Origin of the sequence: Lentzea sp. CC55, from assembly GCF_021056325.1 — a bacterium.
GTDB lineage: Bacteria > Actinomycetota > Actinomycetes > Mycobacteriales > Pseudonocardiaceae > Lentzea > Lentzea jiangxiensis.
In genome coordinates this window covers 206,852-231,167 of record NZ_JAJCXE010000002.1, presented here as the reverse complement: position 1 = coordinate 231,167, position 24,316 = coordinate 206,852, and the positions used below count along the sequence as shown (strand labels likewise).

Below are 24,316 nucleotides of genomic sequence, written 5' to 3'. Positions count from 1 at the left end.
CTAATGGCTCGTTACACGGGACCCGCGACGCGCATCTCGCGCCGCCTGAAGGTCGACCTCGTTGGTGGGGACCAGGCGTTCGAGCGCCGTCCGTACCCGCCCGGCCAGCACGGCCGCGGCCGGGTGAAGGAGTCCGAGTACCTGCTGCAGCTCCAGGAGAAGCAGAAGGCTCGGTACACCTACGGCGTGCTCGAGAAGCAGTTCGTCCGTTACTACAAGGAAGCGGTTCGTCGCCCGGGCAAGACCGGTGAGAACCTGCTCCAGATCCTCGAGGCCCGCCTCGACAACGTGGTGTACCGCGCGGGCCTCGCCCGCACGCGTCGCCAGGCTCGTCAGCTGGTCAGCCACGGTCACTTCCTGGTCAACGGCCACAAGGTGAACATCCCGAGCTACCAGGTGTCGAAGTTCGACATCATCGACGTGAAGCCGAAGTCCATGCCGACGCTGCCCTTCGAGGCTGCTCGCGCGTCCTTCGGTGACCGCCCGATTCCCGCTTGGCTGCAGGTCGTCCCGTCGAACCTGCGCATCCTCGTGCACCAGCTGCCCGAGCGCGCGCAGATCGACACGCCTGTCACCGAGCAGCTCATCGTCGAGCTCTACTCGAAGTGATCCTCTCCGAGCCGCTGTCCTCCCCGGACGGTGGCTCGGGTCGGGTCCCGCATCGGCGCGAAGGGTGTGCCGAGTGCGTACGCCGGTCTCCGCGACTGGCTGTTGTTGACGGCGTCAAATAGCGGGCGTCGTTGTAGAAAGGTTGAACCCAGTGCTGATTTCCCAGCGCCCCTCGCTCGGCGAGGAAGCGGTCTCCGAGACCCGTTCCCGGTTCGTCATCGAACCGCTGGAGCCGGGCTTCGGTTACACGCTCGGCAACTCGATCCGCCGCACGCTGCTCTCGTCGATCCCCGGTGCTGCTGTCACGAGCATCCGCATCGACGGCGTGCTGCACGAGTTCACCACGGTTCCCGGGGTGAAGGAGGACGTCACCGACGTCATCCTGAACCTCAAGGAGCTCGTCGTCTCGTCCGAGGAGGACGAGCCGGTGACCATGTACCTGCGCAAGCAGGGCCCCGGTGTGGTGACCGCGGGCGACATCGTGCCTCCGGCCGGTGTCACCGTGCACAACCCCGACCTGCACATCGCGACCCTGAACGGCAAGGGGAAGCTGGAGATCGAGCTCGTCGTCGAGCGCGGTCGCGGCTACGTCCCGGCTGTCCAGAACAAGCAGGCGGGCGCCGAGATCGGCCGCATCCCCGTCGACTCGATCTACTCGCCGGTTCTCAAGGTGACGTACAAGGTCGAGGCGACTCGTGTCGAGCAGCGCACGGACTTCGACAAGCTGATCCTCGACGTGGAGACCAAGCCCTCGATCACCCCGAGGGACGCGGTCGCTTCCGCGGGCAAGACCCTGGTGGAGCTGTTCGGCCTCGCTCGCGAGCTGAACATCGACGCCGAGGGCATCGAGATCGGCCCGTCGCCGGCCGAAGCCGACACCATCGCCGCGTTCGCGATGCCGATCGAGGACCTCGACCTCACGGTCCGGTCCTACAACTGCTTGAAGCGGGAAGGCATCCACACCGTCGGCGAGCTCGTGTCGCGCAGCGAGGCGGACCTGCTGGACATCCGCAACTTCGGTGCGAAGTCGATCGACGAGGTCAAGATGAAGCTCGTCGGCCTCGGCCTCGCCCTGAAGGACTCGCCTCCTGGGTTCGACCCGTCCGCGGCTGCCGCCGACTACCACCCCGGACACACGGGCTGGGGCGCCGGTGCCGGCCTGGACTCGCACGACGACGGCCAGGACTACGCGGAGACCGAGCAGCTCTGACGCTCTGATTCAGAGCTAGAGGATCTCTTTCAGTTACAGGAGTAAGCGATGCCCACCCCTACCAAGGGCCCACGGCTCGGTGGGTCTCCGGCGCACGAGCGGCTGCTGCTCGCCAACCTGGCGACGGCGCTGTTCCAGCACGGCCGGATCAAGACCACTGAGGCCAAGGCGAAGCGGCTGCGTCCGTACGCCGAGAAGATCATCTCGAAGGCCAAGGCCGGCGACCTGCACAACCGTCGCGAGATCATGAAGCTGATCCGCGACAAGGACGTCGTCCACAAGCTGATCGCCGAGATCGGTCCGTTCTTCAGCGACCGTTCCGGTGGTTACACCCGCATCACCAAGACGCTGGCGCGCAAGGGCGACAACGCCCCCATGGCCATCATCGAGCTGGTGCAGCAGAAGCTCGTCTCCACCGAGGCCGAGGCTGCGCGCAAGACCAAGTTCGCCAAGGACGAGAAGCCGGCCGAGACCGCCGTCGTCGACCAGGACGCTGACGCGCCCGAGTCCGCGACGAAGGACGCTGCCGACGAGCCCGCCGAGGGCGCTGTCGAGGTCGACGGCGAGCCGTCGGCCGAGGACGTCAAGGCGGAAGAGGCCAAGGACGAGTCCAAGGACAAGTCCAAGGACAAGTCCTGAGTCGTCTGAACGCTGACGAGCCCGTCGTTCCCGCTTCCGGGGACGGCGGGCTCGTTCGTGTGCGGCTCGACCTCGGGTACGACGGGACGGAGTTCTCCGGCTGGGCCCGCCAGCCTTCCCGTCGGACCGTGTGCGGGGTGCTCGAGGACACCATGTCGATGGTGCTGCGGGAGGACGTGGTCCTGACCGTGGCCGGGCGCACGGACGCCGGCGTGCACGCGTCCGGACAGGTCGCTCACGTCGACCTGCCCTCGACCGCGGACGTCGCCGGCCTGCCGAAGCGGCTTGCCCGCGTGCTGCCCGCCGACGTGCGGGTCTTCTCGGCCCGTGTGGTGCCGTTCGCCTTCGACGCCCGTTTCTCGGCGTTGCGGCGGCACTACGAGTACCGGGTCGCGGATGCCGACTTCGGAGCGCATCCGCTGCGCCGGCTGAACACGCTGGCGTGGCCGCGTCCGCTGGACGTCGAGGCCATGAACCGCGCGGCCGCGTTGTTGTTGGGGGAGCACGACTTCTGCGCTTTTTGCAAGCGGCGTGAAGGGGCCACGACGATTCGTGAGCTCCAGCGCTTGGAGCTGGTGCGGTCGTCGGCTGACGGGGTCGTGACGGCGTTCGTGTCCGCTGACGCGTTCTGCCACTCGATGGTCCGGTCGCTCATCGGGGCGTTGCTGGCTGTCGGGGAGGGGCGGAAGGCCGTCGAGTGGCCTTCGTCCTTGCTGTCGTTGAGCGGGCGGGCCAGTGGGGTGGCTGTGGCTCCTGCTCACGGGTTGAGCTTGGTCCGGGTGGATTTCCCCGCGGATTCGGAGTTGGCGGCTCGGGCTGAGCTGACTCGGCGGGTTCGGACGTTGTCCTGACGCTGCTGTGAGCCTGTGGGGGCGCTCCGGTTGCTGTGATCGGTGGGGGTGGTCCCGTCACTCGTGACGGGACCACCCCCACCCGTCGAGTGTGGGAAGACGGCTCCTTCGCATCGCGGAGAGCCTGCCCGCTTCGCTCGACCGCCTCCCCGCGCCCTGCATCGGCCGCAGCCGTCCTCCCATCCGTTCCGGAAAGGGAGGAGCCCCCGGCGGGGGGACCGGGGGCTCCTTGGCGTGCTGGGCGGGGATCAGATGTCGAGCGTCCACGAGTCGATGTGGCCCGTGTCCTGGCTGTAGAGGTCGCGGACCCGCAGCTGCCAGGTGCCGTTGGCGTCCTCGGTCGAGACGTTCACGGCGTAGGTGGCGTTGACGTCGGCCGCGCTGTCGTTGCCGTTGTTGACCTTCAGCAGCTTCACGGCGCCGCTGGGGGCGATCAGGGCCAGTTCGAGGTCGCCTCGGTAGGTGTGCTTGATGGCGACCTTCACGGAGCCGGTGGCGCTGGCCTTGCCGTTGCAGTCGGCGATGGTGATGGAGGACGTCACGCTTGCGGCGTCCGGGATGGCCGTGTCGGTGTCGTTGGTGACCGCGGGGCACTGGCCGGGCGGGTTGCCGGGGGCCGTGCCGGTGATGTGCAGGAGCTTGTTCGGCGAGCCGGTGCCCGGGTTGGTGACCACGTCGGAGGTGGCGTTCTCGACCAGGGCGTCTCGGACCTGCTGCGGGGTCGCCGCGGGGGACGAGGCCAGGTAGACGGCTGCCGCGCCGACGACGTGCGGGGTGGCCATCGAGGTGCCGCTGATGGTGTTCGTGGCCTCGTCGCCGGTGTGCCAGGACGAGGTGATGTCGCGGCCCGGCGCGAAGATGTCGAGGCAGGTGCCGATGTTCGAGAACGACGAGCGGGCGTCGGTGCGGTCCGTGGAGCCGACGGTGATGGCTTCCGGGGTGCGGGCCGGGGAGGTGTTGCAGGCGTTGCCACCGTTGTCATTGCCCGCTGCGAGGCCGTAGGTGACGCCTGCCGCGATGGAGCGCTTCACGGCGTCGTCGACGGTCTGGTTGGCGCCGCCGCCGAGGGACATGTTGGCCACGGCCGGCTTGCGGGACGGGGTGGCCTGGACGTCGGCGGTGACCCAGTCGATGCCGGCGATGACGCCCGCGAAGGTGCCGGAGCCGGAGCAGTTGAGCACCCGGACCGCCACGAGGGTGACGTCCTTGGCGACGCCGTGCTTCGTGCCGCCCACGGTGCCCGCGACGTGGGTTCCGTGGCCGTTGCAGTCGGTGGCATCGTTGTCGTTGTCCACGGTGTCGCGGCCGTGGACGGCGCGGCCGCCGAAGTCGGTGTGCGAGGTGCGGATGCCGGTGTCGATGATGTACGCGGTGACGCCCGCGCCCCGGTTCGGGTAGGTGTAGCTGTTGTCCAGCGGGAGCGTGCGCTGGTCGATGCGGTCCAGGCCCCACGACGGGGTCGGGGTCTGCGTGTCCGAGATGCGGACCTCGCCGTCCTGTTCGACGTGGGCGACCGACGGGTCAGCCGCGAGGCGCTTCGCCTGGGCTTCGGACATCTGCGCGGAGAAACCGCGCAAAGCGGACTTGTAAGTGTGCTTGACCTTCGCGTTGTACTTGGCGCTGAGGTTCTCCACGCTCGTCGTGCTGAAGTCCTTCAGCACGACGATGTAGTTGTCCTTGACCGAGTCGGGCGCACCGAGGTTGCGAATCTCCCCCTCGGGCGCAGCGGTGGCGGAGACGGACGACAGGACGAGCGCAGTGCCCGCCACCAGCCCGATTCCGGCCGCTCGGCTGGCCCACGATTCTCCCATAGCAGCAAGCTCCCTCGTCGCAGGGTGGTGCAGTGAGAGTTTTCTTAGTGGCGCGGACTGATTTGGCACAAGACGGTCCACGGATTTGCCTTCGAATGGCGAATCCACAGATTTGGCCGGTGATGTGAACCGGTTGGTGCGGCTGATCTCTTTACAAAACAATTGCGCCCCGAACGATGAACCGTTCGGGGCGCATGTTTCGCCTATTCGTCCAGCGTCTCAATCGCCGCGGCGGACCGCTCCGAGGATCTGCTGCTCGGCGGGCGTGGTGTACAGGCGCAGGTGCGCCCACATGTCCTGGCCCAGGGCGATCACCTGGTCGTCCTTGAGCTGCGTGAGCTGCTGGAACATCTGCGGGCGCAGGCGCCACATCTGGCCCGCCAGCTGCGCCTGGCCCATCGGGAGGCGCTGCAGCAGCACGAGGTCCGCGTTGTTCGCCGTGGACGACGCCTGCGGGTGCAGGTACGGCAGGACGTACATCGTGGTCTGCCACGGGGCGCGCGGCGGGAACAGCTCCTGCGGGACGTGGCCGCCGTCGTGGATCACCAGCAGCGGCATGTCCTCGGTCGGGCGCGGGAGGTCCGCCGGGGACAGCCGGCGCAGCTGCACCAGTTGAGACGGACGGCCGTCCGGGCCCTGGCCCGCGGCGCGCACGACCGGCTGCCACGCCTGGGGGCGGCCGGTCGCGATGATGATCCACGCTCCGGTCGCCATGGCGCGCAACGCGATCTGGCGGGCCAGGTACAGGCCGCCGACGACCACCATGCGGGTCGGGGTCGGGCGCAGGACGGACACGCTCAGCGGTTCGCCCTTGGTGCCCTGGCCGAGCATCATGCCGCCGCGGTCACCGCTCGGGCTGACGAGGTCGAGCATGGTCGGCGACACCAGGAACTCCGGTGCCACCGCGCCACGGCCGCGCGCGTCGAGCAAACGGGACGAGCTGCTCATGCCACACCTCCCAGCGGCAGCGTCGCGGCGAGGCCCGCGAGCTGCATGCCCCGCAACGGGGTCAGCGTGATGTCGAGCTTGTCGCCCAGCTTCGACAGCTGGTCCTCGGCGCGGTCGAGCTCGCTCGGCGTGCGGGCGCTCACCCGGACCAGGCCGCGCAGCGAGACCTGACCGTCCTCACGTGACGGTGAGATCGACATCGCGAGCGTCGACGAGAGAGCGCGCACACCGGTCAGCGCGTTCAGGTTGCCCTTGAGGCCCTTCGCGGGCCAGCCGGTGATCGCGTAGCTGGCGTGACCGACGCCACCCGCGGTGACGCCCTTCCACTTCTCGCGCAACGACACGGGGTTCGTGCCGCCGACGACGGCGGTCAGCTCCGCGGACGAGATCGCCGCGCGCAGCAGCTCGTCCGAGTCGAGCGGGCGGATCGTCACGCCGGCGGACTCCAGGGCGTTGCGGACGCGGGACAGCGCGCCGATCAGCGCGCGGTGGGCGCCGACGACGCCGCCGCCGCGCTCCCTGATCGCCTCGCCGCAGCGGCGCGGGTCGAGCCGCACCGTGATCCACGTGGTGCGCCGGGCCGCCGCGGGCAGCGGGCCGAGCACCTCCATGTACGAGCTGACGGCCGGCGAGTTCGGCGGGAGAGCCGCGCTGCCGGGGTAGCAGTGCCAGATCACGGTGATCGCGTCCAGGACGACACCGCGGTCCTCGAGGCACGGTGTGAGTGCTCCCAGGGGCAGCGAGGGGGCCGAGCCGACCGCGGAGATCAGCGGCGGCGTCGGGTCGACGAGCAGCACCGCGGTCCACACGCCGTCGTGCCACGACAGCGCGAGCGGGCGGCGTTCGTGGTCGACGCCCTTGGCGATCACCAGGTCCGGGATCGCGAGGCGCAGCAACGCGACGCGGGGGTCCTCCGGGCCGAGCACCTGCATCTCGTCGTCACCGGGCTTGGACTCCTGCGGGTCCTGGCGCTTCGCGGTCCTGCTGTGCGACCGGAAGTTGTAGCGGAGCCGGACACCGATCCACTGGGTCAGCCAGCGGCCGCGCGAACGCGTGAAGGCGAGGACCAGTGCGACGAGGAGCACACCGCCGGCGATCGAGACGGAGACGACGTTCAGCGCGTCGCCGTCCTTCACGCCCATGATCGCGAGCACGAGGAGGGCGATGGCGAGACCGACCTCGATCGTGACTACGTTCGAGACGGGCAAAGAGCCGAGGCTGACGCCCGCGGCCCTGCGACGGACACGCCCGACCGGACGCGGAGGCGCGGGTGCCTGCTGGCCAGGACCCCCAGGTCCCTGCGGCCGTGCCATCCCTGGGTTGGGCCGGGGCGGATGTGGAGTGGTCACGGACATCCGTTGTGGTCTCTTTCCCCTCGACGGTCGGTGGGCTTGGCGAACCGGCCCACGAAGCAACCTGCGTCCGGCTATCCTGCCGAACCGTACCGCGACTGGGAGAGCAGCGAGCCGAGAATGGCATCAACACCCACCACCAAGTCACAGGTCCAGGCCTACCAATTCGTCCTGCGGCGGATGCAGTCCGCCCTGGTCCGCAGAGACGCAGTGATGTTGCACGACCCCATGCGCAACCACTCGCGTGCGACAGCGGTGGGTGTCGTCCTGGGCGTTGTCGGTCTGCTCGGCTTCCTCATCGTCGGGCTCTTCAGCCCCGCGCCGCGGTTGGACGACCAGACGCAGATCGCCATCAGCAAGGAGACCGGCCAGGTCTACGTCGTCGACAACGCCCCGCGGCGGTTGATCCCGATGACGAACCTCGCGTCGGCGCGGCTGCTCTGGTACTCCCGCAGCAACCCGGACCAGCAGCAGGGCCAGGGCGGCGGTGACGCGCCGGCCGGCACGACGGGAGCCCCGGCGGAGGCCGCGGGCGGCACCCCGAAGCTGGTGAGCGAGAAGGCGCTGGCGAACCTGCCGCGCGGCCGTCTCACCGGTCTGCCGGACGCGCCGGACGTGCTGCCGAAGCAGGACCTCCGCATCGACGCGCAGTGGTCGGTCTGCGACACCCTCGACCTGAACGAGTTCCGCGAGAACCAGGCGGCGGAGAACCAGATCAAGACCTCCGTCATCGGTGGCGTGAGCGGCGGCAACCCCGAGCTCGGCGACGAGGCGGTGCTGGTGCAGCAGCGCACCGGTGCCAAGAAGGCGTACCTGATCTACAAGAAGCCCGACCCGCTGAACGACATCTCGTCGTCGACGGTGCGCGCCGAGGTGGACCTCAAGAACGACAAGGTGCTCAACGCCCTCAACCTGAACGGCAAGCAGGCGCGCTCGATCAGCACGGCGCTGCTCAACACCATCCCCGAGGTGGCCCCGCTGGCCGCGCCGGTGATGAACAACCAGGGCAAGAAGGCCGCGTACGTCACCGAGACCACGGTCAACATCGGCGAGGTCGTCCAGGTCGAGCGGACCGGCGCCCCGGAGTTCCTGGTGGCGCTCGAGGACGGCTTCCAGACCGTCGGCGAGACGGTCGGCGACCTGCTGCGCTGGGCGTACTCGAACAACAAGCAGGCGGTCAGGCTCTCGCCGAGCGCCGTCGCGGACCACAAGAACCCGAAGAACCCGCTGAAGCTCGACTCCTACCCGGCGAACATCCCGACCACGCTCGAGGCCAACCCGAACAACACGGTGCTGTGCCTGGGCTGGAAGGCCGAGAACTACACGGACACGACCAAGGCCGAGCACACCTCGGTCACGATCGGGTCCAAGCTCCCCGGCCCCAAGGAGATGACCCCGGTCGAGATGAACGCGGCCGGCGCGACGGGTGAGATCGTCGAGGAGTTCCTGATGCTGCCGGGCAAGGCCGCCGTCGTGCGGGCGAGCCAGGGCAAGGGCGACTTCGGCACCGGGCCGGTGCAGGTCGTCACGGGCCGCGGTGTCCGCTACGGCGTCCCGGACGCCGCCACGGCGGGCGCGCTGGGTCTCGACGGGACGTTCCCGCCGGCGCCGAACCAGATCCTGAGCCTGCTGCCGATGGGGCCGCAGCTCAACAAGAACGAGGCCAACCGCAGCTACGACTCGATCCCGGCGCCGGGCGGCACCATCAAGGACCCGCAGGCCGTCCAGAAGTAGCGGAACCGCTCCGGGCGCAGCACCGTCGAACCGGGCGAAAGCACCCGGAGCTGGTTTGGGGGAAGAGTCGTGGCCGGTCGCATCAGCGTCGATCCGCGGTGGCTGGAGTCCTACGCGGACAGGATCGACGGCACGACCGACGACCTGAGGCGGGTGCGGGACGCCATGAAGGCCTCACCGCTGCGCCCGCAGTCGTTCGGCGAGATCGGCAGGGCCGCCGGCACCGACCGCGCCTACGCGCGGGCGGCCGCCCTGCTCAACTCCCAGCTCGCCCGCGCCTGCGACACGCTCGACGCCGCCGCCAGGGGCCTGCACGCCGTCGCCCGGCAGCACGGGGCGGGCGAGGAGGAGAGCCTGCGGGCGATCGAGAAGGTCGACCGGCGGTAGGGGGAGCAGTGGTGGCCAAGGACGGCAGGCAGATCGCGGCCGAGGTCGGTCCCGAGCTCGACTACCTCTCGCGGGTCAGTCGCAAGCTCGGTGTCGTGGACCTCGTGCACGACTTCTTCGACCCTCTCGTGGGCGACTGGAACGACCTGCGCGACGAAGCCGAACGCTGGCGCAAGGCCGCGAAGGTGACCGAGGCGGCGAACGAGCACGTCGCGGCACCGCTGGGCGGCGTCGACGCGCGGTGGGAGGGCAGGGACGCCGACGCGTTCCTCGACCACATGCGCAAGGTGGGCCTCGCGGGAGGCGACCTCGCCGACGCGATGGACGCCATGGCGGACGCGCTGGAGGAGACCGCGGACGGCGTCCGGGACATCGTCCAGGACATGGCCCACGTGCTCGCGGACGCGGCGGACTCGGTGTCCGGCACGGCGTCGCTGCCGCAGGAGGGCGACCAGCGGGCCGTCAAGCACATCGAGGAGCTCAAGCACCCGGTCCGGGAGATGCACGAGTCCGCGCGGCAGGTGCTGGAGGCGTTCCTGCGGCTCTGCGACGGGGTGTCCGGTGAGGCGGGCGGCTTCGACTCCGTGCGGATGGAGCACAGGTACCCGGACGAGGACTGGACCTACAGCGCGCCCGCCGAGCAGAAGAGCAAGGCGCCCGAGCCCGCCAAGGCCTCGGACACGGCTCCCGCGGGCACCGGCGCCTCGCCGGGAGGCGGTGGCGGTGGTGTCGGTGGCGGTGTCGGCGCGGCCGTGGGAGGCGGTTCCCCTGCCACCGCGGCGCCGCAGCCGATGCAGTTCGGAGGCGCCACGGGCGTCGCTGAGCAGGTTCCGCCGGCGGAGGCGGGTGCGGGTGCCGCTCCGGCCGCGGCGGCCGCGAGCGGCCGTTCCGGGGGCGTTCCCGGTGGTGGCGCGATGATGGGCGGCATGGCGCCGATGATGGGCGCCATGGGTGGCCAGCAGGGCGGCGACAAGGAGCACAAGGCGAAGCAGCGCCTCACCGGCTCGATCGACGACCTGCTCGGCAAGCCCAAGAAGGCTGCGCCGAAGACGATCGGCGAGGACTAGCGGCTCCGGCTCACAACGCGAAAAGGCCCCGTCGGGACATTCTCCCGACGGGGCCTTTTCGCGTCGTTCGCGAAGAAACCGGGTCAGACCGGCTGGCCGCGCCTGCGGTTCAGCGAGTTGCGCACGAACAGCGTCAGCAACAGCAGTCCGACGCCGATGCCGATGCCCGACAGCGCCACGATGATCGGCGGCCAGTCGAGACCCGGCGGCGGGGTGACGGCGGTGTTCATCTCCTTGGGCTGGGGCTTCTTGAACCCCTTGGCCTCGGCGGGCAGGACCGCGGTCAGCGCCGCGACCGGGTTGATCATGCCGAACCCGATCTTGTTGTCCTTTCCGGACACGTTGCCGGGGTGCAGCGCCGTCGCCTTGAGGCGGTTCATCACCTGGCGCGCGGTGAGGTCCGGGAACCTCTCGCGCACCAACGCCGTGATACCCGCCACGTACGGGGACGCGAAGCTCGTGCCCTTGATGTCCTGCACGCCCTGCGCCGTCACGTTCGCGTTCGTCAGGCCGGTGCCCTTGGGGTCGACGGAGATGATCTCCTCGCCCGGTGCGGCGATGCTGACCCACGGGCCCCAGACGCTGAACGACGAGACCTCGCCGTTGCGGGCCAGGGACGCCACCGACAGCACGTCGTTGGCGAACCACGCGGGTGACGAGACCGAGTTGACCGTGTTCGGGTCGAGGTTGTTGTTCTGCGCGGCACACCCCGTGCCCTGGTCGCTCAGGTTGCCGGCGGCCGTGACGATCACGACGTTCTTGACGTCGACGGCGTACCGGATCGCGGCCTGCAGCTTCTGGTCGTCCGCGCTGAAGCCCTTGGGGGCGCCGCAGTTCGTCAGCGAGATGTTGATGACCTTCGCGTCGGCGTTGGCCGCGCGCACGATGGCCTGCGCCAGCGTGCCGACCTTGCCGGCGGAGCCCCGCTTCTCGTTGTTGGCGTCGCCCTTGAACTCGAAGCGGTCGCTGGTCTGGCGGATGGCGAGGATCGTCGCCTCCGGTGCCGCGCCGACGAAGTCGCCCTCGGTCTTGGCCGCCGCGGCGACACCCGCGACCTCGGTGCCGTGGCCGTCGCAGTCGTCCAGGCCGTTCTTGTTGCCGTCGACGTACTCGCCGGCACCGACGACCCTGTTGCCGAAGCGCGGGTTGCGCGGGTCGACGCCGGTGTCGATGATCGCGATCTTGACGCCCTTGCCCTTGGCGAACCGGTGCGCCTGCTCCAGGTTCAGCTGGACCTGGCCCCAGGGCATCGTCTTGATCAGTTCGCTCTTGGTGTCGGACTCGACGCAGCCCTTGTTGGTGCGCTCGTACTTCACGTCCGGCTTGCCCTCGTCCGCCGGGGGCGGCGTGTTCGGCGGCAGGTCCGGCGGCACCGAGTTCGGCCGTGCGGTCGCCGACGTCGACGACGGCTGAGCGGAGGCCTGCGGAAGGGTCCCCGTCAGCAGAAGCAGTCCGGCGGTCGCTGCCGCCGTGGTGCGCCTGATGCCGGTCCTCATAGCGTGATCAGACCCCGGAAGACGGCGTACATGTCCATGACGGCCAGCGCCAGCGGCAGCACGGAGGCGATGAGGATCGCCTCGATGATGTCGACGGTGCGGCGCAGCGGCGGCGAGAACTTCTGGCCGGGGAAGATCACGCCGAGCACCAGCGCGAGCGCGCCCAGCACGAGCAGCGTGCCGAAGACGAAGGCGATGCGGTTGAACGAGCTCGTGGAGATCAGCCAGCCGAGCAGGATGCCCGCGCTCGCGAACATGCCGGTGGACAGCAGTGCCACGGCCTGCGCGCCGTTCGCGTACGCCCGGCCGCGCATCATCAGCACGATCGCGACGACGACGCCGTAGATCGGGCCCCACACCGAGTCGCCCGCGCCGCCCGCGGCGACGATGGCGGCCAGCGCGGCGACCGTGCCGGTGCCGATGATCATGCCGGTGAGGTACTCGTGGGCCACGGCCGTGCGGCGCTCGATGACCGCGTACTCCGGGAAGCCGCTGTCCTCCTTGAGGTCCTCGGCGTTCGTCGGCACGACGGGCGGCGGGATCTTGGCGAGCTGCAGCGTGAGCCTCGGCAGCATCGACAGCGCGGCGAGCGCCACGGCACCGGTCGCGGCGGCGACGCCGGCCAGCGGGTGCTCGACGAACGTCGCGACGAGGAACGCCAGCGCCACGAGCGTGCCGCCGGTGGCCGCGGCGATGAACACCGTGATGCCCTGGCCGATCAGCAGGATGCCGCCCCACGCGAAGATCATCATCAGCGCGGAGGCCAGCAGCATCTTCGGGTTGAACCCGACACCGGGCACGGCGTGGTAGCCCGCGACGAACGCCATCGGCAGCGACCCGCACGCGGCGATCAGCACACCGGTCGAGACGGCACCGTAGGCCCGCGCGATGGTCGCGCCCGCCGCCAGCGCGGCGACCGCGGCGACACCGCCGGCGATGGCGGCCGCGAGGCCGCTGCCACTGCCACCCGCCGTCACCGGGCCGGACAGGAACAGCGCCACCGCGGCGGCGATCAGCGCGAGCGCGCCGGCGATGTGGCCGAACCGCTGGGCGGTCTCCCTGGTCCACGGCCGGAAGGAGTCCGGGTCGGACTCGGCGATCGCGTCGACGACGTCGTCGTACAGCGGAGGAGGCGGGTTCTCGTTGCGACGCCGCAACTGCAGCAGCTCGCCGTCGACCACGCCGAGCGAGGCCAGCGTGCGCGCGGGGTCGAGCGGGCTGTCGCCGAGCTTGGCGAGGCACCAGCCACCGTGTCGCACGCCACCGTCCGGGGTGGCCTCTCTCGCCATGTCGAGCAGCATCGGCAGGAGATCGGCCACCGCCACGTCGGCAGGCAGCGCGACGTCGATACGCGTTCGAGGTGCCACCACCGTGACACGGCTGAACACCGTCGTACCGGTCGCCACCAGGGCCCCCTAAAGTCATTCAGTCAGATCAGCGCTTGCACATCCGTCAACGGACCGACCTTATTGGTCCACCTGGGCCGTTGTCGGGCGGCCCTAGTATGGCCGCACCGGCGACTCTTGCACGTGTGGTTCGCAGAACACGTCCGACTGGGTTTTTTCCCGACCCACCTTCGTGACGCGCACGGATGCGCAATAGTGTCGGTTGCTACTGGTGGTGTGACGAGTCGAAGAGGTGCCTGTCAGTTGAGCACGCTGCAGTTCAAGCGAACGGCACGCCTTGCTGCTCCCCGGCCTCCTGGCGGTGAGGTCCACCTCGAACCGCCACCCGAGGTCCCCCGCATCATCCCCGGCAACATCATGATGAAGGCGATGCCCGTCGTCATGATCGTCGCGTCCGTGGGCATGATGGGCATGATGCTCGTCTTCATGCCGCGGCAGCCCGCGGCGATGATCATGCCGGGCATGATGATGATCTCGACCATCGGCATGATGGCGAGCGGCATGGGCTCGGGCAAGGGCCAGAAGAAAGCCGAGATGAACGAGGACCGCAAGGACTACCTGCGGTACCTCGGCCAGATGCGCGACCGCGCCCGCGAAGCCGCCGACGAGCAGCGCGCCGAGCGCGAGTGGGTGCACCCGGACCCGCAGATGCTGTGGTCGCTCGCCACCACCAGGCGCATGTGGGAACGCCGCCAGAACGACCCGGACTTCTGCCACCTGCGCGCGGGCCGGGGTTCGCAGCGCCTCGCGACCCGTCTGGTGCCGCCGCAGACCGGTCCCGTCGAGGAGCTCGAGCCGATCGCGACGCTGGCGCTGCGCCGCTTCGTGCGCGCCCACTCGCTCGTGCCCGACCTCCCGATCTCCATCGCGCTGCGCGGGTTCGCCGCCGTCGGCCTCCTCGGCGACATCGAGGACCGCCGCGACCTGGCGCGCGCCCTCATCGCCCAGCTCGTCACCTTCCACGCCCCGGACGACCTGCTGATCGCGGTCGTCAGCGCGGGCCGCACGAAGCAGCTGTGGGAGTGGGCGAAGTGGCTGCCGCACGTGCAGCACCCCACCGACATCGACGGCATCGGCCAGCGCCGCATGATGGCGAACTCGCTCGCCGAGGTCGAGGCGATGCTGGACGAGAACCTGCGCGACCGCCAGCGGTTCACCCGCAACGCCCCGCCGCCGCCCGACCAGCCGCACATCGTGATCGTCATCGACGACGGCGACATCAGCCGCGAAGAGATGATCATCCTCGAGGAGGGCCTGGTCGGCGTCACGCTGCTCGACCTGTCCGAGTGCCTGGGCAACCTGACGGCCCGGCGCGGTCTGCGCCTCGTCGTCGAGAACAACCAGCTGGGCGCCCGTTCCGCGAGCGGTGTCGAGTGGTTCGGCGCCCCGGACCGGCTGTCCGTCGTGGAGGCCGAGGCCCTCGCCCGCCGCCTCTCGCCCTACCGCATGGGCGCCGCCGGCGAGGCCGGTGGCGACTCGGGCGAGGACCCGCTGGCGATGAACAACAACCCGCCGCTGCTCGAGTTCATGGGCATCCCCGGCGACCCGATCACGTTCGACGTGCAGCAGGCGTGGCGGCCCCGGCCCAAGCGCGACCGCTACCGCATCCCGTTCGGCATCGGCGAGCACGGCCAGCAGGTCGAGCTCGACATCAAGGAGGCGGCGGAAGACGGCATGGGCCCGCACGGCCTGTGCATCGGCGCCACCGGTTCCGGCAAGTCGGAGTTCCTCCGCACCCTGGTGCTGGGCCTGCTGGCCTCGCACTCGTCGACGGCGCTCAACATGATCCTCGTCGACTTCAAGGGTGGTGCGACGTTCCTCGGCCTGGACAAGGCGCCGCACGTCGCCGCGACGATCACCAACCTCGCGGGCGACCTCAGCCTGGTCGACCGCATGAAGGACGCCATCGCCGGTGAGGTGTCGCGTCGCCAGGAGGTCCTGGCGAAGGGCAACTACAAGAACGTCTGGGACTACGAGAAGGCCCGGGAGAACGGCGCCCAGCTCGACCCGCTGCCCGCGCTGTTCATCTGCATCGACGAGTTCTCCGAGATGCTGACGGCGAAGCCGGACTTCATCGACATCTTCCTCCAGATCGGTCGTGTCGGCCGGTCGCTGCAGATGCACATGCTCCTCGCGTCGCAGCGGCTCGAGGAGGGCAAGCTGCGCGGTCTGGACACGTTCCTCTCGTACCGGATCGGTCTGAAGACCTTCAACGCGGCCGAGTCCCGCGCGGCGATCGGTGTGCCGGACGCCTACGAGCTGCCGCCGATCCCGGGTTCGGGCTACCTGAGCGTGCAGGGCATGCCGCTCACGAGGTTCAAGGCGCTCTACGTCTCGGGCACCTACCGCCCGTCGGGCATGCAGTCCGCCGGCGAGTCCGTGGCGGTGCGCAGCGACAAGCGCCCGCGGTTCTTCGTGCCGGACTTCATCGAGATCCCGAAGGAGCCGGAGCGCCCCGCCGAGGCGGTGCCGGTCGCGGCCGCGCCGGTCAAGGAGGACGCGAACGAGCCGACGCAGCTCGAGCTCATCGTCGACCGCCTCGTCGGCCAGGGCCCGCCCGCGCACGAGGTGTGGCTGCCGCCGCTCAACGAGCCGCCGACGATGGACACGATGCTGCCGCCGCTCGACGTGACGCCGGACCGCGGTCTGACGTCGCCGGGCTACGGCGCCAACGGCACGCTGCAGATCCCGGTCGGCGTGGTCGACAAGCCGTTCGAGCAGCGCCGCGACCTGCTGTGGGCGGACTTCTCCGGTGCGGCCGGCCACGGCGCGGTCGTCGGTGGTCCGCAGTCGGGCAAGTCGACGCTGCTCAGGACGATCATCGCGTCGATGGCGCTCACGCACACGCCGCAGGAGGCGCAGTTCTACTGCATCGACCTCGGTGGTGGCACGCTCGCCTCGATGGAGGACCTGCCGCACGTCGGTGGCTTCGCGGGTCGTCTCGACGTCGACAAGGTCCGCCGCATGGTGGCCGAGCTCCAGACGCTCATCACCGAGCGCGAACTGCGGTGGCGCGACCAGCGCATCGACTCGATGGCCGAGTTCCGCAACCGCCGGCGCCGCGGTGAGATCAACGACGACGCCTTCGGCGACGCGTTCCTGATCGTCGACGGCTGGATGAACTTCCGCCAGGAGTTCGAGATGGTCGAGCCGCAGATCCAGGCGCTGGCGGCGCAGGGTCTGTCCTACGGCGTGCACGTGATCGTCGCCGCGAACCGGTGGGCGGAGATCCGGCCCGCGATGAAGGACCTCCTGGGCACGCGCTTCGAGCTGCGGCTCGGTGACCCGAGCGAGTCCGAGGTCGACCGCAAGGTCGCCGTCAACGTGCCGCCCGGCCGTCCCGGCCGCGGTCTCACCGGCGACAAGCTGCACTGCCTCACCGGTCTGCCGCGCATCGACACCCTGCAGGACCCGACCACGATCTCGCAGGGCGTGCAGGACCTCAGCAACAAGCTCAACCAGGCGTGGCAGGGCCCGCGGGCCCCCCAGGTCCGGATGCTGCCCGACCTGCTCGACCACGCGCAGTTCATGGCGCAGGTCCAGCAGATCAACCCGAACCGCGGCCACCTGGTCCCGGTCGGCGTCAACGAGGACGAGCTCGCGCCGGTCTACATGGACTTCGACGCGGAACCGCACTTCCTCGCGCTGGCCGACGGCGAGTCCGGCAAGACGAACATCCTGCGCACGATCGTCCGCGGCATCATGCAGAGCTACACCTCGACCGAGGCGTTGATCCTGCTCGCGGACTACCGCCGCACGATGCTCGGCTTCATCGACACCGACCACCTGCTCAGCTACGCCGTGTCGGGCCAGCAGTTCACGCAGAACATCCAGGAGGTGCGCGGTTCGCTCGCGAAGCGCATGCCCGGCCCGGACGTGACGCAGGAGCAGCTCAAGAACCGGTCGTGGTGGACGGGTCCCGAGGTCTTCATCGTCGTCGACGACTACGACCTGGTGGCCCCGCAGGGTGGCGCGAACCCGATGCAGCCGCTCGCGGAGTTCATCCCGCAGGCGAAGGACGTCGGTCTGCACGTCGTCGTTGTCCGCCGCATGGGTGGTGCGTCCCGCGCGCTGTACGACCCGATCGTCGGCAAGCTCAAGGAGATCGCGGCGCCGATCTTCATCGGGTCCGGTTCGAAGGAGGAGGGCAGCATCGTCGGCAACCTCAAGCCGTCGCCGCAGCCTCCCGGCCGGGGCACGCTGGTGACCCGCAAGCACGGTCAGCAGCGCATGCAGTTCGCCTGGATCCCGCCGGACTAGAGCCGGGTGCAACGTCCTCGTGGGTGGTCTCGCCGTTCGGCGGGGCCACCCACGAGTCGTTCCGGGCAACGGAAAACGGCCCGCGACCGGAGCCGCGGGCCGTGAACGGACAGCAGGGGACTGTCCGGTTCCCCCCCCCCATGACCGGTGTCCCGCCGGGCCGTCCTCACGGGGAAGACCGGCCGGCAGGAGTTCGGCAGAGGCAGCCCCCAGGTCTGCCTCTGCCGAACCGGCTGGTCAGAACTCTGCCGCAGACCGCTCTCGCGACGCTCACGCTTCGATGACACCGGTTTCGGGCGAAGCAAAAGGGCCCGCAGCGCAAGCCGCGGGCCCTGACCGGACAGCAGGGGCTGTCCGTTTTTCCCCCATGACCGGAACTCCCTCCGGGCCGCCCCACTGGGAGGGATGGCCCGGCAGGAGATCGGCGAGCGTGACACCCCCCAAACCCGTTGTCACTCTCGTCGTTCCGGCTGAGCACCACTTTGCCCGGTGGCGCTCACACTTCGGTCACACCGAGTCCACGCCCCGGCACCGCGGGTCGGATGGCCGGCCCCGCCGCGGCGAAGAGGGAGGTGACCGCGGCGGGGCCGGCCGGTCATCGGCGCCGCCGGGAGCGCTCACACCCGGTCACGGCCCTGGAAGTGATGAGCGGTGCTGGTGGCCCCCCAGGAACTTCGCCACCAGCACCGCTGGGGAGAACTCTGCCGGACGCCGGTCACACTTCGCTCACACGGCGCTCACGCACCTCGTCCCCCGCTCCGGAGGTCCACTGTGGAGGGGAGCGGGGCCGCCACCGGACGACCGCCCGGCACCACCGGTTCCGATCCTGCGAGGTGTTCCATCACCCGGTCGAGCAGTCCCATGGACTGGTATCGCACGGCCCGCACGTGGGAGGGTTCCCACGCCGTTGTCGCAGATCCGCGGTCGTGCAGCTGCGCCGCGCCCACCTGGACATCGGCACATCGATGAGCAATGGTCAGGGACGCGAGTCCGCCGGCTGGGGGTGGTGGTGATGAACGTCGAGTTCCGGGTGCTGGGCCCGCTGGAAGTCCTGCTCGACGGCGAACCCGTGTCCGTGCCCGCCGGTCGCGGGCGAGTGCTGTTGGCGACGTTGTTGTTGCGCCCCAACCAGTTCGTTTCGGTCGACGAACTCGTGGACCGCCTGTGGGACGGCGACCCGCCCACCGCCGACCGTGCACACAAGACGTTGCAGACGACGGTGCTGCGCCTGCGCCAGGCGCTCGGGGCGGCCAACCGCGTGCGGACCACGTCCGGTGGCTACCTGGCCGAGGTGACGCCGGAGGAGCTCGACCTGCTGAGGTTCCGCGAGTTCGTGCGGGCCCGGGACTTCGCCTCGGCGACGGCGCTGTGGCGCGGTCCCGCGCTGGCGAACGTCGCCTCGGACGCGTTGCACCGCGACGAGGTGCCGCACCTCGAGGACGAGCACCTGGCCGCGGTCGAGCGCAGGATCGACGCCGACCTGGAGCGCGGTCTCGCCGGTGAGCTCGTCGCCGAGCTGGGCGCGCTCGTCGGGCAGCACCCGTTGCGGGAGCGGTTCTGGGGGCAGCGGATGACGGCGCTCGCCCGGTCGGGACGGCAGGCGGAGGCGCTCGAGAGCTACCGCGAGCTCACCGCGCTGCTGGCCGGCGAACTGGGCGTCGACCCGTCACCGGAGCTGAGCCGGCTGCACCTCGCCCTGCTCAACGGCGACGCGGAGCTCCCCGAGCGCAAGGTGATCTGCCAGCTGCCGCCGGACACGTCCGCGTTCGTCGGCCGCGAGCAGCTGCTGCGCCAGGTCGAGGCCGAGCTGGCGCGGGACGCCGGTGTGCCGGTCGTCGTGCTGAGCGGAGCTCCCGGGGTGGGCAAGAGCGCGTTCACGACCAGGGCGGCGCACCGGCTGCGCGACCGCTTTCCCGACGGGCAGCTGTTCGTCCGGCTGAACGGTGCCGGCTCCGCACCGCGCGACCCCGCCGAGGTGCTCGGCGAGCTGCTGGTGGCGCTGGGCGTGTCGGTGACCGGCATGCCGGACGGCCTGGAGGCCCGCGCCGCCGCCTTCCGGGCCCAGCTCGCGGACCGGGCGGTGCTCGTGGTGCTCGACGACGCGGCGGGACCGGAGCAGGTCAGGCCGTTGCTGCCGGGCACGGCCGGGTGCGCGGTGCTGGTCAGCAGCAGGCAGCGGCTGGTCCAGATCGAGGGCGCGCAGAGCGTGCGGCTGCCGCCGCTGGGCGACGAGGACGCGGTGGCGCTGCTGGCGGACGTCATCGGCGAGGCCCGCGTGGCCACGGATCCGGCCGCCGCCCGTGCGATCACCGACGCGTGCGGAGGCCTGCCGCTCGCGCTGCGGGTCGTCGGTGCCCGGCTCGCCGCCCGCGAGTCGTTGCCGCTGAACGCGCTGGCCCGCAGGCTCTCCGACGAACGGCGCCGGCTCGACGAGCTCAGCACCGGTGACCTGGAGGTCCGCGCGACGTTCGGGCCGAGCTACGAGGCGCTGCCCGCCGACGCGGCGACGGCGTTCCGCAGGCTCGGCCTGCTCGGCGCCACCGACGTCGCCGCGTGGGCGGTGGGCGTGCTGGCGGGCGGGGACGGCGAGAGGCTGGTCGAACGGCTGGTGGAGGCGAACCTCGTCGACGAGGTCGGGCTCGACGTGACCGGCGAACCCCGCTACCGCATGCACGACCTGCTCGCCGTCTACGCCGCCGAGCTGGTTCGCGGCGAGGACCCCGCGACCGTGTCCGCGGCCCTGCGCGACTACGTCGAGGTGATGCTGACGCTCGTCGACCAGGCGGCGAGCGAGTGGTACACCCCGGACGACGCGCCGAAGCGCCCCGTCACGCGCTCGACGGCGCTGGAGGAGTCCGAGGTCGAGCGGCTGACCGGCAGCAGGGAGAAGCTGCTGCTCGCCGAGATGCTCAACATCGACCGCGCGATCACGGTGTGCGTGGAACAGCGGTGGGTCGAGCTGGCCGAGAACCTCATGCACCGCGCGTTCGTCTTCCTCGACATCTACTACCCGCACGAACGGTTCATGCAGCTGTGCGCGCTCGTCCGGGACGCGGCGGCCGAGGAGGGCAACGAGCTGACCGTCTGGCGGGTGCACTTCTCGATGACGAGCCACCAGGTGATGAAAGGCGTCACCGACGAGACGCTCGCCGAGTACTCCCGGTGCGTGGCCGGGTTCGAGGCCGTCGGCGCGCAGACCGAGCTCGCCGTGGCGCTGGGATCGCTGGCCTACTTCACGATGCTCCACACCGGACAGCCGCAGCTCGAGCTGGCCGAGCGCGCCGTGGCCGCCGCGAAGGCGGGCGGCGACGAGCGGACGTACGTGAGCGTCCTGCGCGAGCTGGGCACGATGCTCGCGAACGAGGGGCGTTACGACGAGTCGGTGCGCGCGCTGGACGAAGCCCTGGAGATCAGCCGCCGGCACGGCGAGCCCAGCGACATCGCCCAGCAGCTGAACCGGATCGGGCAGGCCGCGCTGGCGCACGGCGACCTGGAACGGGCGAGCGCCGCGGCCGTCGAGGCCCTCGACCTGATGACCGGACTCGGTGAGGACAGGGGCGTCGCCTACTGCACGGTGCTCGTGTCCCAGATCGCCCTCGCGCAGGGCGACCCGGCCGCCGCCCTGACGGGGGCCGAGAAAGCCGTGAGCGTCTTCGAGTCGATGGGCGAACGGCGCGGGAGTGTGCGCGCCCTCGCCCTGATCGCGGAGGCGAACCTCGCGCTCGGCCTCGCGGACAGGGCGGCCGAGGTGGCGAGCGCCGCGCTGGAGAGCCACGCCGACGCCGGTGACGCGAGCGCGGAGGGCCGGTTGCGGGCCGCGCTCGAGCAGGCACGCGGGGAGGGCGGCCGGTGAGCGTCGAGTTCCGGGTGCTGGGACCGCTGGAGGTGCTGCTCGACGGCGAACCGGTCGCGGTGCCGACCGGTCGCGGGCAGGTCCTGCTGGCCACGTTGTTGTTGCGCCCCAACGAGTTCGTCCCGGTCGACGAGCTGATCGAGCGCATCTGGGACGGTGAACCGCCGACGGCCGACCGTGCGCGCAAGACGTTGCACATGGTGGTGGCACGGCTGAGGTCCGCGCTGGGCCCCGCCGACTGCGTGCGCACCCGGCCCGGCGGTTACCTGGCCGAGGTCGAGCCCGACCAGCTCGACCTGCTGAGGTTCCGCGCGCTGGCGGCGTCCGGCGACCACGGTGCCGCGTCGGCGTTGTGGCGCGGCCCGGTGCTCGGCAACGTCACCTCCGACTCGCTGCACCGCGACGACGTGCCGCGGCTCGCGGGCGAACGGCTCGACGCGCTGGAGTCGCGCCTCGAGGCCGACCTCGACCGCGGTCTCGGCCGCGAGCTCGTCGCCGAGCTGAAGTCGCTGGTCGCCGACCACCCGCTGCGGGAGTCGTTCTGGCGGTACCTGATGCTCGCGCTGTACCGGTCGGGACTGCAGGCCGAGGCGCTCGCCACCTACCAGAAGGTGCGCCGGACGCTCGATGACGAGCTCGGCGTCGAACCGGGACCGGCGCTGCGGGCGCTGCACCAGCAGGTCCTGCGCGGCGAGGTGCCCGCCGGCGGGCGTCAGGTGCCGCGGCAGCTGCCCGCGGGCGTGCGGAACTTCGTCGGGCGCGACCACGAGCTGCGCCTGCTCGACAAGACGACCGGGGTCACCGTCGTGCACGGCGTCGGCGGCGTCGGGAAGACCGCGCTGGTGCTGCACTGGGCACGCCAGGCGCGCGAGGAGTTCCCGGACGGCGACCTCCACCTCGACCTGCGCGGGTTCGACCCGGAGGCGCAGCCCGTCGACCCGGTGGCCGCGACGGAGACGCTGCTGGTGGGGCTGGGCGTGCAGAACGTCCCGGCGGCCGCGGACGCGCGGTTCGCGTTGCTGCGCACCACGCTCGTCGACCGGCGCCTGCTGCTGGTGCTCGACAACGCCGCCTCACCCCGCCAGGTGCTCCCGCTGCTGCCCGGTGCGGCCGGCGTGCGCGTGGTGATCACCAGCCGCAACCAGCTCCGCGCGCTGGTCCTGCAGCACGACGCCACCGCGATCGCCCTGGACGAACTGGACCTGGAGGCGGGGCGGACGCTGCTCGGCGCCGTCCTCGGCGAGGAGCGGATCGCCGCCGAACCCGAGGCCGCACGGCAGATCGTCGAGCGCTGCACCGGGCTGCCGCTCGCGCTGCGCGTGTTCGCCGAGCGGGTCTCCCGGTTCCCGGACGTGCCGCTGCGGGAGTTCGTCGCCGAGCTGGACGACGCCCGGCTCGATGCGCTGACCGACTTCGACGACGTCGACGTGCGCGCGGTGTTCTCGTGGTCGTACCGGGCGCTGGACGCGGAGTCGGCACGGATGTTCCGGCTGCTGTCGGTGCACCCCGGCGTGGACTTCGACACCGGGGCCGCGGCGGCGCTCGCCGGTCTCCCCGTGGTCCGGGCCCGCCGTCTGCTGGAGCGGCTGGTCGCGGACCACCTCGTGCAGTCGTGCGCCCCGGGGCGGTACAGCCTGCACGACCTGTTGCGGGCGTACTCGGCGGAGCTGTGCGGTGACGACGAGGAAGCGGCGCTGCGGCTGACCGAGTGGTACCTCCACAGCCTGGAGAACGCGACCGCCCTCGACCCGTCGACGATCATGCTGCGTGCCGACGCCATCACGTCCGGCGTGACGCCCCAGGACTTCTCGTCGTGGTCGGAGGCGCTCAGGTGGCGGCGTCAGGAGTGGCCGAACCTGAAGGCGGTCACCTTCGCCGCGATCGCGAGGGGCTGGCAGCGGCAAGCCCTGATGATCCCGATCCACCTGCACAGCTACTTCGTCATCGATCAGACGCACCGGCACGACTCGATCGAGCTGTACGAGGCGGTGCGCGGGTTCGGGTCTCTGGGAGAGCAGGGGGTCCTGCACTGCAAGCTCGCCTCGACCTACAAGGTCGAAGGTCGTTGGGACGACTCGCTGCGCAGTTTCGAAACCGGGCTGTCGCTCCTGCGGGCCGGGGGCGACCGCGCCGCGATCGGGGGAGCGCTGGGCAACCTGTCTACGCTCTACAGCACCTTGGGCCGTCGGGAAGAAGCCGACGCCACCCTTCGCGAGGCCCTGGCCATCGCGCAGGAGTCGGGGAACGTCTACCAGGAGATCATCCAGCGGGGCAACCTGACCAGCCGGTTCAACCGCGACGGGCGCTGGGAGGAGGCACTGCGGGAGATCGGCGTCGTCGCTCCTCTCGCCGCCCGGCACGGGGACGAGTTCCTCATCGCCCGTGTGCGCGGGTGGCGGGCCCAAGCGCTTGCAGGGCTCGGCCGGTACGCCGAGGCCGAGCCGGAGCTGCGCGCGGTCGTCGAGGTGATGAGGCGCGTCGGCGACACGGACGGCGTGACCGACGGGCTGGGGCTGATCGGCGACGTGCTCGTCGGGCAGGGCAGGCTCGACGAGGCCGCGGCGGTGTGGCAGGAGGCCGTCGAGATCTACCGCAGCCGCGACGACGCGCGGGCGGACGCACTGGCCGCGCGTGTGGAGGCACTGCGCTGAACTCGTGGTGACGACCTTCGTCATCCGTGTCGTCCAGCTCAG

General features: G+C 70.7%; 15 protein-coding genes. 10 read left to right on the top strand and 5 right to left on the bottom strand.

Annotated features, from left to right (window positions below):
* The first annotated feature begins 3 nt into the window (after nt 1–3).
* The 4 genes from rpsD to truA all read left to right on the top strand — a co-directional run bounded on the left by rpsD (nt 4) and on the right by truA (nt 3,309).
* Nucleotides 4–609, top strand: a complete 606-nt coding sequence (rpsD, locus tag L6E10_RS01795) for a 30S ribosomal protein S4 (RefSeq protein ID WP_030472035.1) — start codon at nt 4–6, stop codon at nt 607–609.
* 151 nt (nt 610–760) lie between these two features.
* On the top strand, nt 761–1,819 hold the full coding sequence (locus tag L6E10_RS01790) for a DNA-directed RNA polymerase subunit alpha (protein WP_236216122.1): 1,059 nt from the start codon (nt 761–763) through the stop codon (nt 1,817–1,819).
* Between the two features lie 48 nt (nt 1,820–1,867).
* On the top strand, nt 1,868–2,458 hold the full coding sequence (gene rplQ, locus L6E10_RS01785) for a 50S ribosomal protein L17 (protein WP_236216120.1): 591 nt from the start codon (nt 1,868–1,870) through the stop codon (nt 2,456–2,458).
* A gap of 59 nt (nt 2,459–2,517) precedes the next feature.
* Nucleotides 2,518–3,309 carry a tRNA pseudouridine(38-40) synthase TruA gene (gene truA, locus L6E10_RS01780; RefSeq protein ID WP_236216118.1) on the top strand — a complete coding sequence of 264 codons (792 nt, stop codon included), beginning with the start codon at nt 2,518–2,520 and terminating at the stop codon, nt 3,307–3,309.
* A gap of 248 nt (nt 3,310–3,557) precedes the next feature.
* Here truA and L6E10_RS01775 read toward each other — a convergent pair whose 3' ends face one another.
* The 3 genes from L6E10_RS01775 to eccE form a co-directional block, all read right to left on the bottom strand.
* Nucleotides 3,558–5,120, bottom strand: coding sequence for a S8 family peptidase (locus tag L6E10_RS01775; protein ID WP_236216116.1), 1,563 nt, complete (start codon nt 5,118–5,120; stop codon nt 3,558–3,560).
* A gap of 219 nt (nt 5,121–5,339) precedes the next feature.
* On the bottom strand, nt 5,340–6,068 hold the full coding sequence (locus tag L6E10_RS01770; RefSeq protein ID WP_236216114.1) for a hypothetical protein: 729 nt from the start codon (nt 6,066–6,068) through the stop codon (nt 5,340–5,342).
* A complete protein-coding gene (eccE, locus tag L6E10_RS01765) occupies nt 6,065–7,381 on the bottom strand; it encodes a type VII secretion protein EccE (RefSeq protein ID WP_374235512.1) in 1,317 nt (438 codons plus the stop codon). The genes L6E10_RS01770 and eccE overlap by 4 nt, the downstream gene beginning before the upstream one ends.
* 159 nt (nt 7,382–7,540) lie before the next feature.
* On the opposite strand from eccE, the gene eccB reads away from it, so the two are divergent.
* From eccB to L6E10_RS01750, 3 genes are all read left to right on the top strand, one after another.
* Nucleotides 7,541–9,154 (top strand): type VII secretion protein EccB, encoded by a 1,614-nt coding sequence (gene eccB / locus L6E10_RS01760; protein ID WP_236216111.1) that lies wholly within the window; start codon nt 7,541–7,543, stop codon nt 9,152–9,154.
* A gap of 69 nt (nt 9,155–9,223) precedes the next feature.
* Entirely contained in the window at nt 9,224–9,541 is a 318-nt protein-coding gene (locus L6E10_RS01755; RefSeq protein WP_236216109.1) for a hypothetical protein, read from the top strand.
* Between the two features lie 11 nt (nt 9,542–9,552).
* A complete protein-coding gene (locus tag L6E10_RS01750; RefSeq protein ID WP_236216107.1) occupies nt 9,553–10,608 on the top strand; it encodes a hypothetical protein in 1,056 nt (351 codons plus the stop codon).
* 83 nt (nt 10,609–10,691) lie between these two features.
* Here the strand turns inward: L6E10_RS01750 and mycP are convergent, their stop codons facing one another.
* Both mycP and eccD read right to left on the bottom strand, forming a co-directional pair.
* Nucleotides 10,692–12,104 carry a type VII secretion-associated serine protease mycosin gene (mycP, locus tag L6E10_RS01745; RefSeq protein ID WP_236216105.1) on the bottom strand — a complete coding sequence of 471 codons (1,413 nt, stop codon included), beginning with the start codon at nt 12,102–12,104 and terminating at the stop codon, nt 10,692–10,694.
* On the bottom strand, nt 12,101–13,510 hold the full coding sequence (gene eccD, locus L6E10_RS01740) for a type VII secretion integral membrane protein EccD (protein ID WP_236216103.1): 1,410 nt from the start codon (nt 13,508–13,510) through the stop codon (nt 12,101–12,103). Before eccD ends, mycP begins: the two co-directional genes overlap by 4 nt.
* 243 nt (nt 13,511–13,753) lie before the next feature.
* On the opposite strand from eccD, the gene eccCa reads away from it, so the two are divergent.
* The 3 genes from eccCa (at nt 13,754) to L6E10_RS01725 (ending at nt 24,274) form a co-directional block, all read left to right on the top strand.
* Nucleotides 13,754–17,770, top strand: a complete 4,017-nt coding sequence (gene eccCa, locus L6E10_RS01735; protein ID WP_236216101.1) for a type VII secretion protein EccCa — start codon at nt 13,754–13,756, stop codon at nt 17,768–17,770.
* 1,012 nt (nt 17,771–18,782) lie between these two features.
* Nucleotides 18,783–21,623, top strand: coding sequence for a BTAD domain-containing putative transcriptional regulator (locus L6E10_RS01730; protein WP_236216099.1), 2,841 nt, complete (start codon nt 18,783–18,785; stop codon nt 21,621–21,623).
* On the top strand, nt 21,620–24,274 hold the full coding sequence (locus tag L6E10_RS01725) for a BTAD domain-containing putative transcriptional regulator (RefSeq protein ID WP_236216097.1): 2,655 nt from the start codon (nt 21,620–21,622) through the stop codon (nt 24,272–24,274). The genes L6E10_RS01730 and L6E10_RS01725 overlap by 4 nt, the downstream gene beginning before the upstream one ends.
* The last annotated feature ends 42 nt before the right edge of the window (nt 24,275–24,316 follow it).

What these genes read in the sequence shown, in the direction of transcription:
- eccE (WP_374235512.1), bottom strand. Translation starts at nt 7,381, where the DNA reads ATGGCACGGCCGCAGGGACCTGGGGGTCCTGGCCAGCAGGCACCCGCG.
- L6E10_RS01775 (WP_236216116.1), bottom strand. Translation starts at nt 5,120, where the DNA reads ATGGGAGAATCGTGGGCCAGCCGAGCGGCCGGAATCGGGCTGGTGGCG.
- rpsD (WP_030472035.1), top strand. Translation starts at nt 4, where the DNA reads ATGGCTCGTTACACGGGACCCGCGACGCGCATCTCGCGCCGCCTGAAG.
- L6E10_RS01770 (WP_236216114.1), bottom strand. Translation starts at nt 6,068, where the DNA reads ATGAGCAGCTCGTCCCGTTTGCTCGACGCGCGCGGCCGTGGCGCGGTG.
- mycP (WP_236216105.1), bottom strand. Translation starts at nt 12,104, where the DNA reads ATGAGGACCGGCATCAGGCGCACCACGGCGGCAGCGACCGCCGGACTG.
- L6E10_RS01730 (WP_236216099.1), top strand. Translation starts at nt 18,783, where the DNA reads ATGAACGTCGAGTTCCGGGTGCTGGGCCCGCTGGAAGTCCTGCTCGAC.
- eccB (WP_236216111.1), top strand. Translation starts at nt 7,541, where the DNA reads ATGGCATCAACACCCACCACCAAGTCACAGGTCCAGGCCTACCAATTC.
- rplQ (WP_236216120.1), top strand. Translation starts at nt 1,868, where the DNA reads ATGCCCACCCCTACCAAGGGCCCACGGCTCGGTGGGTCTCCGGCGCAC.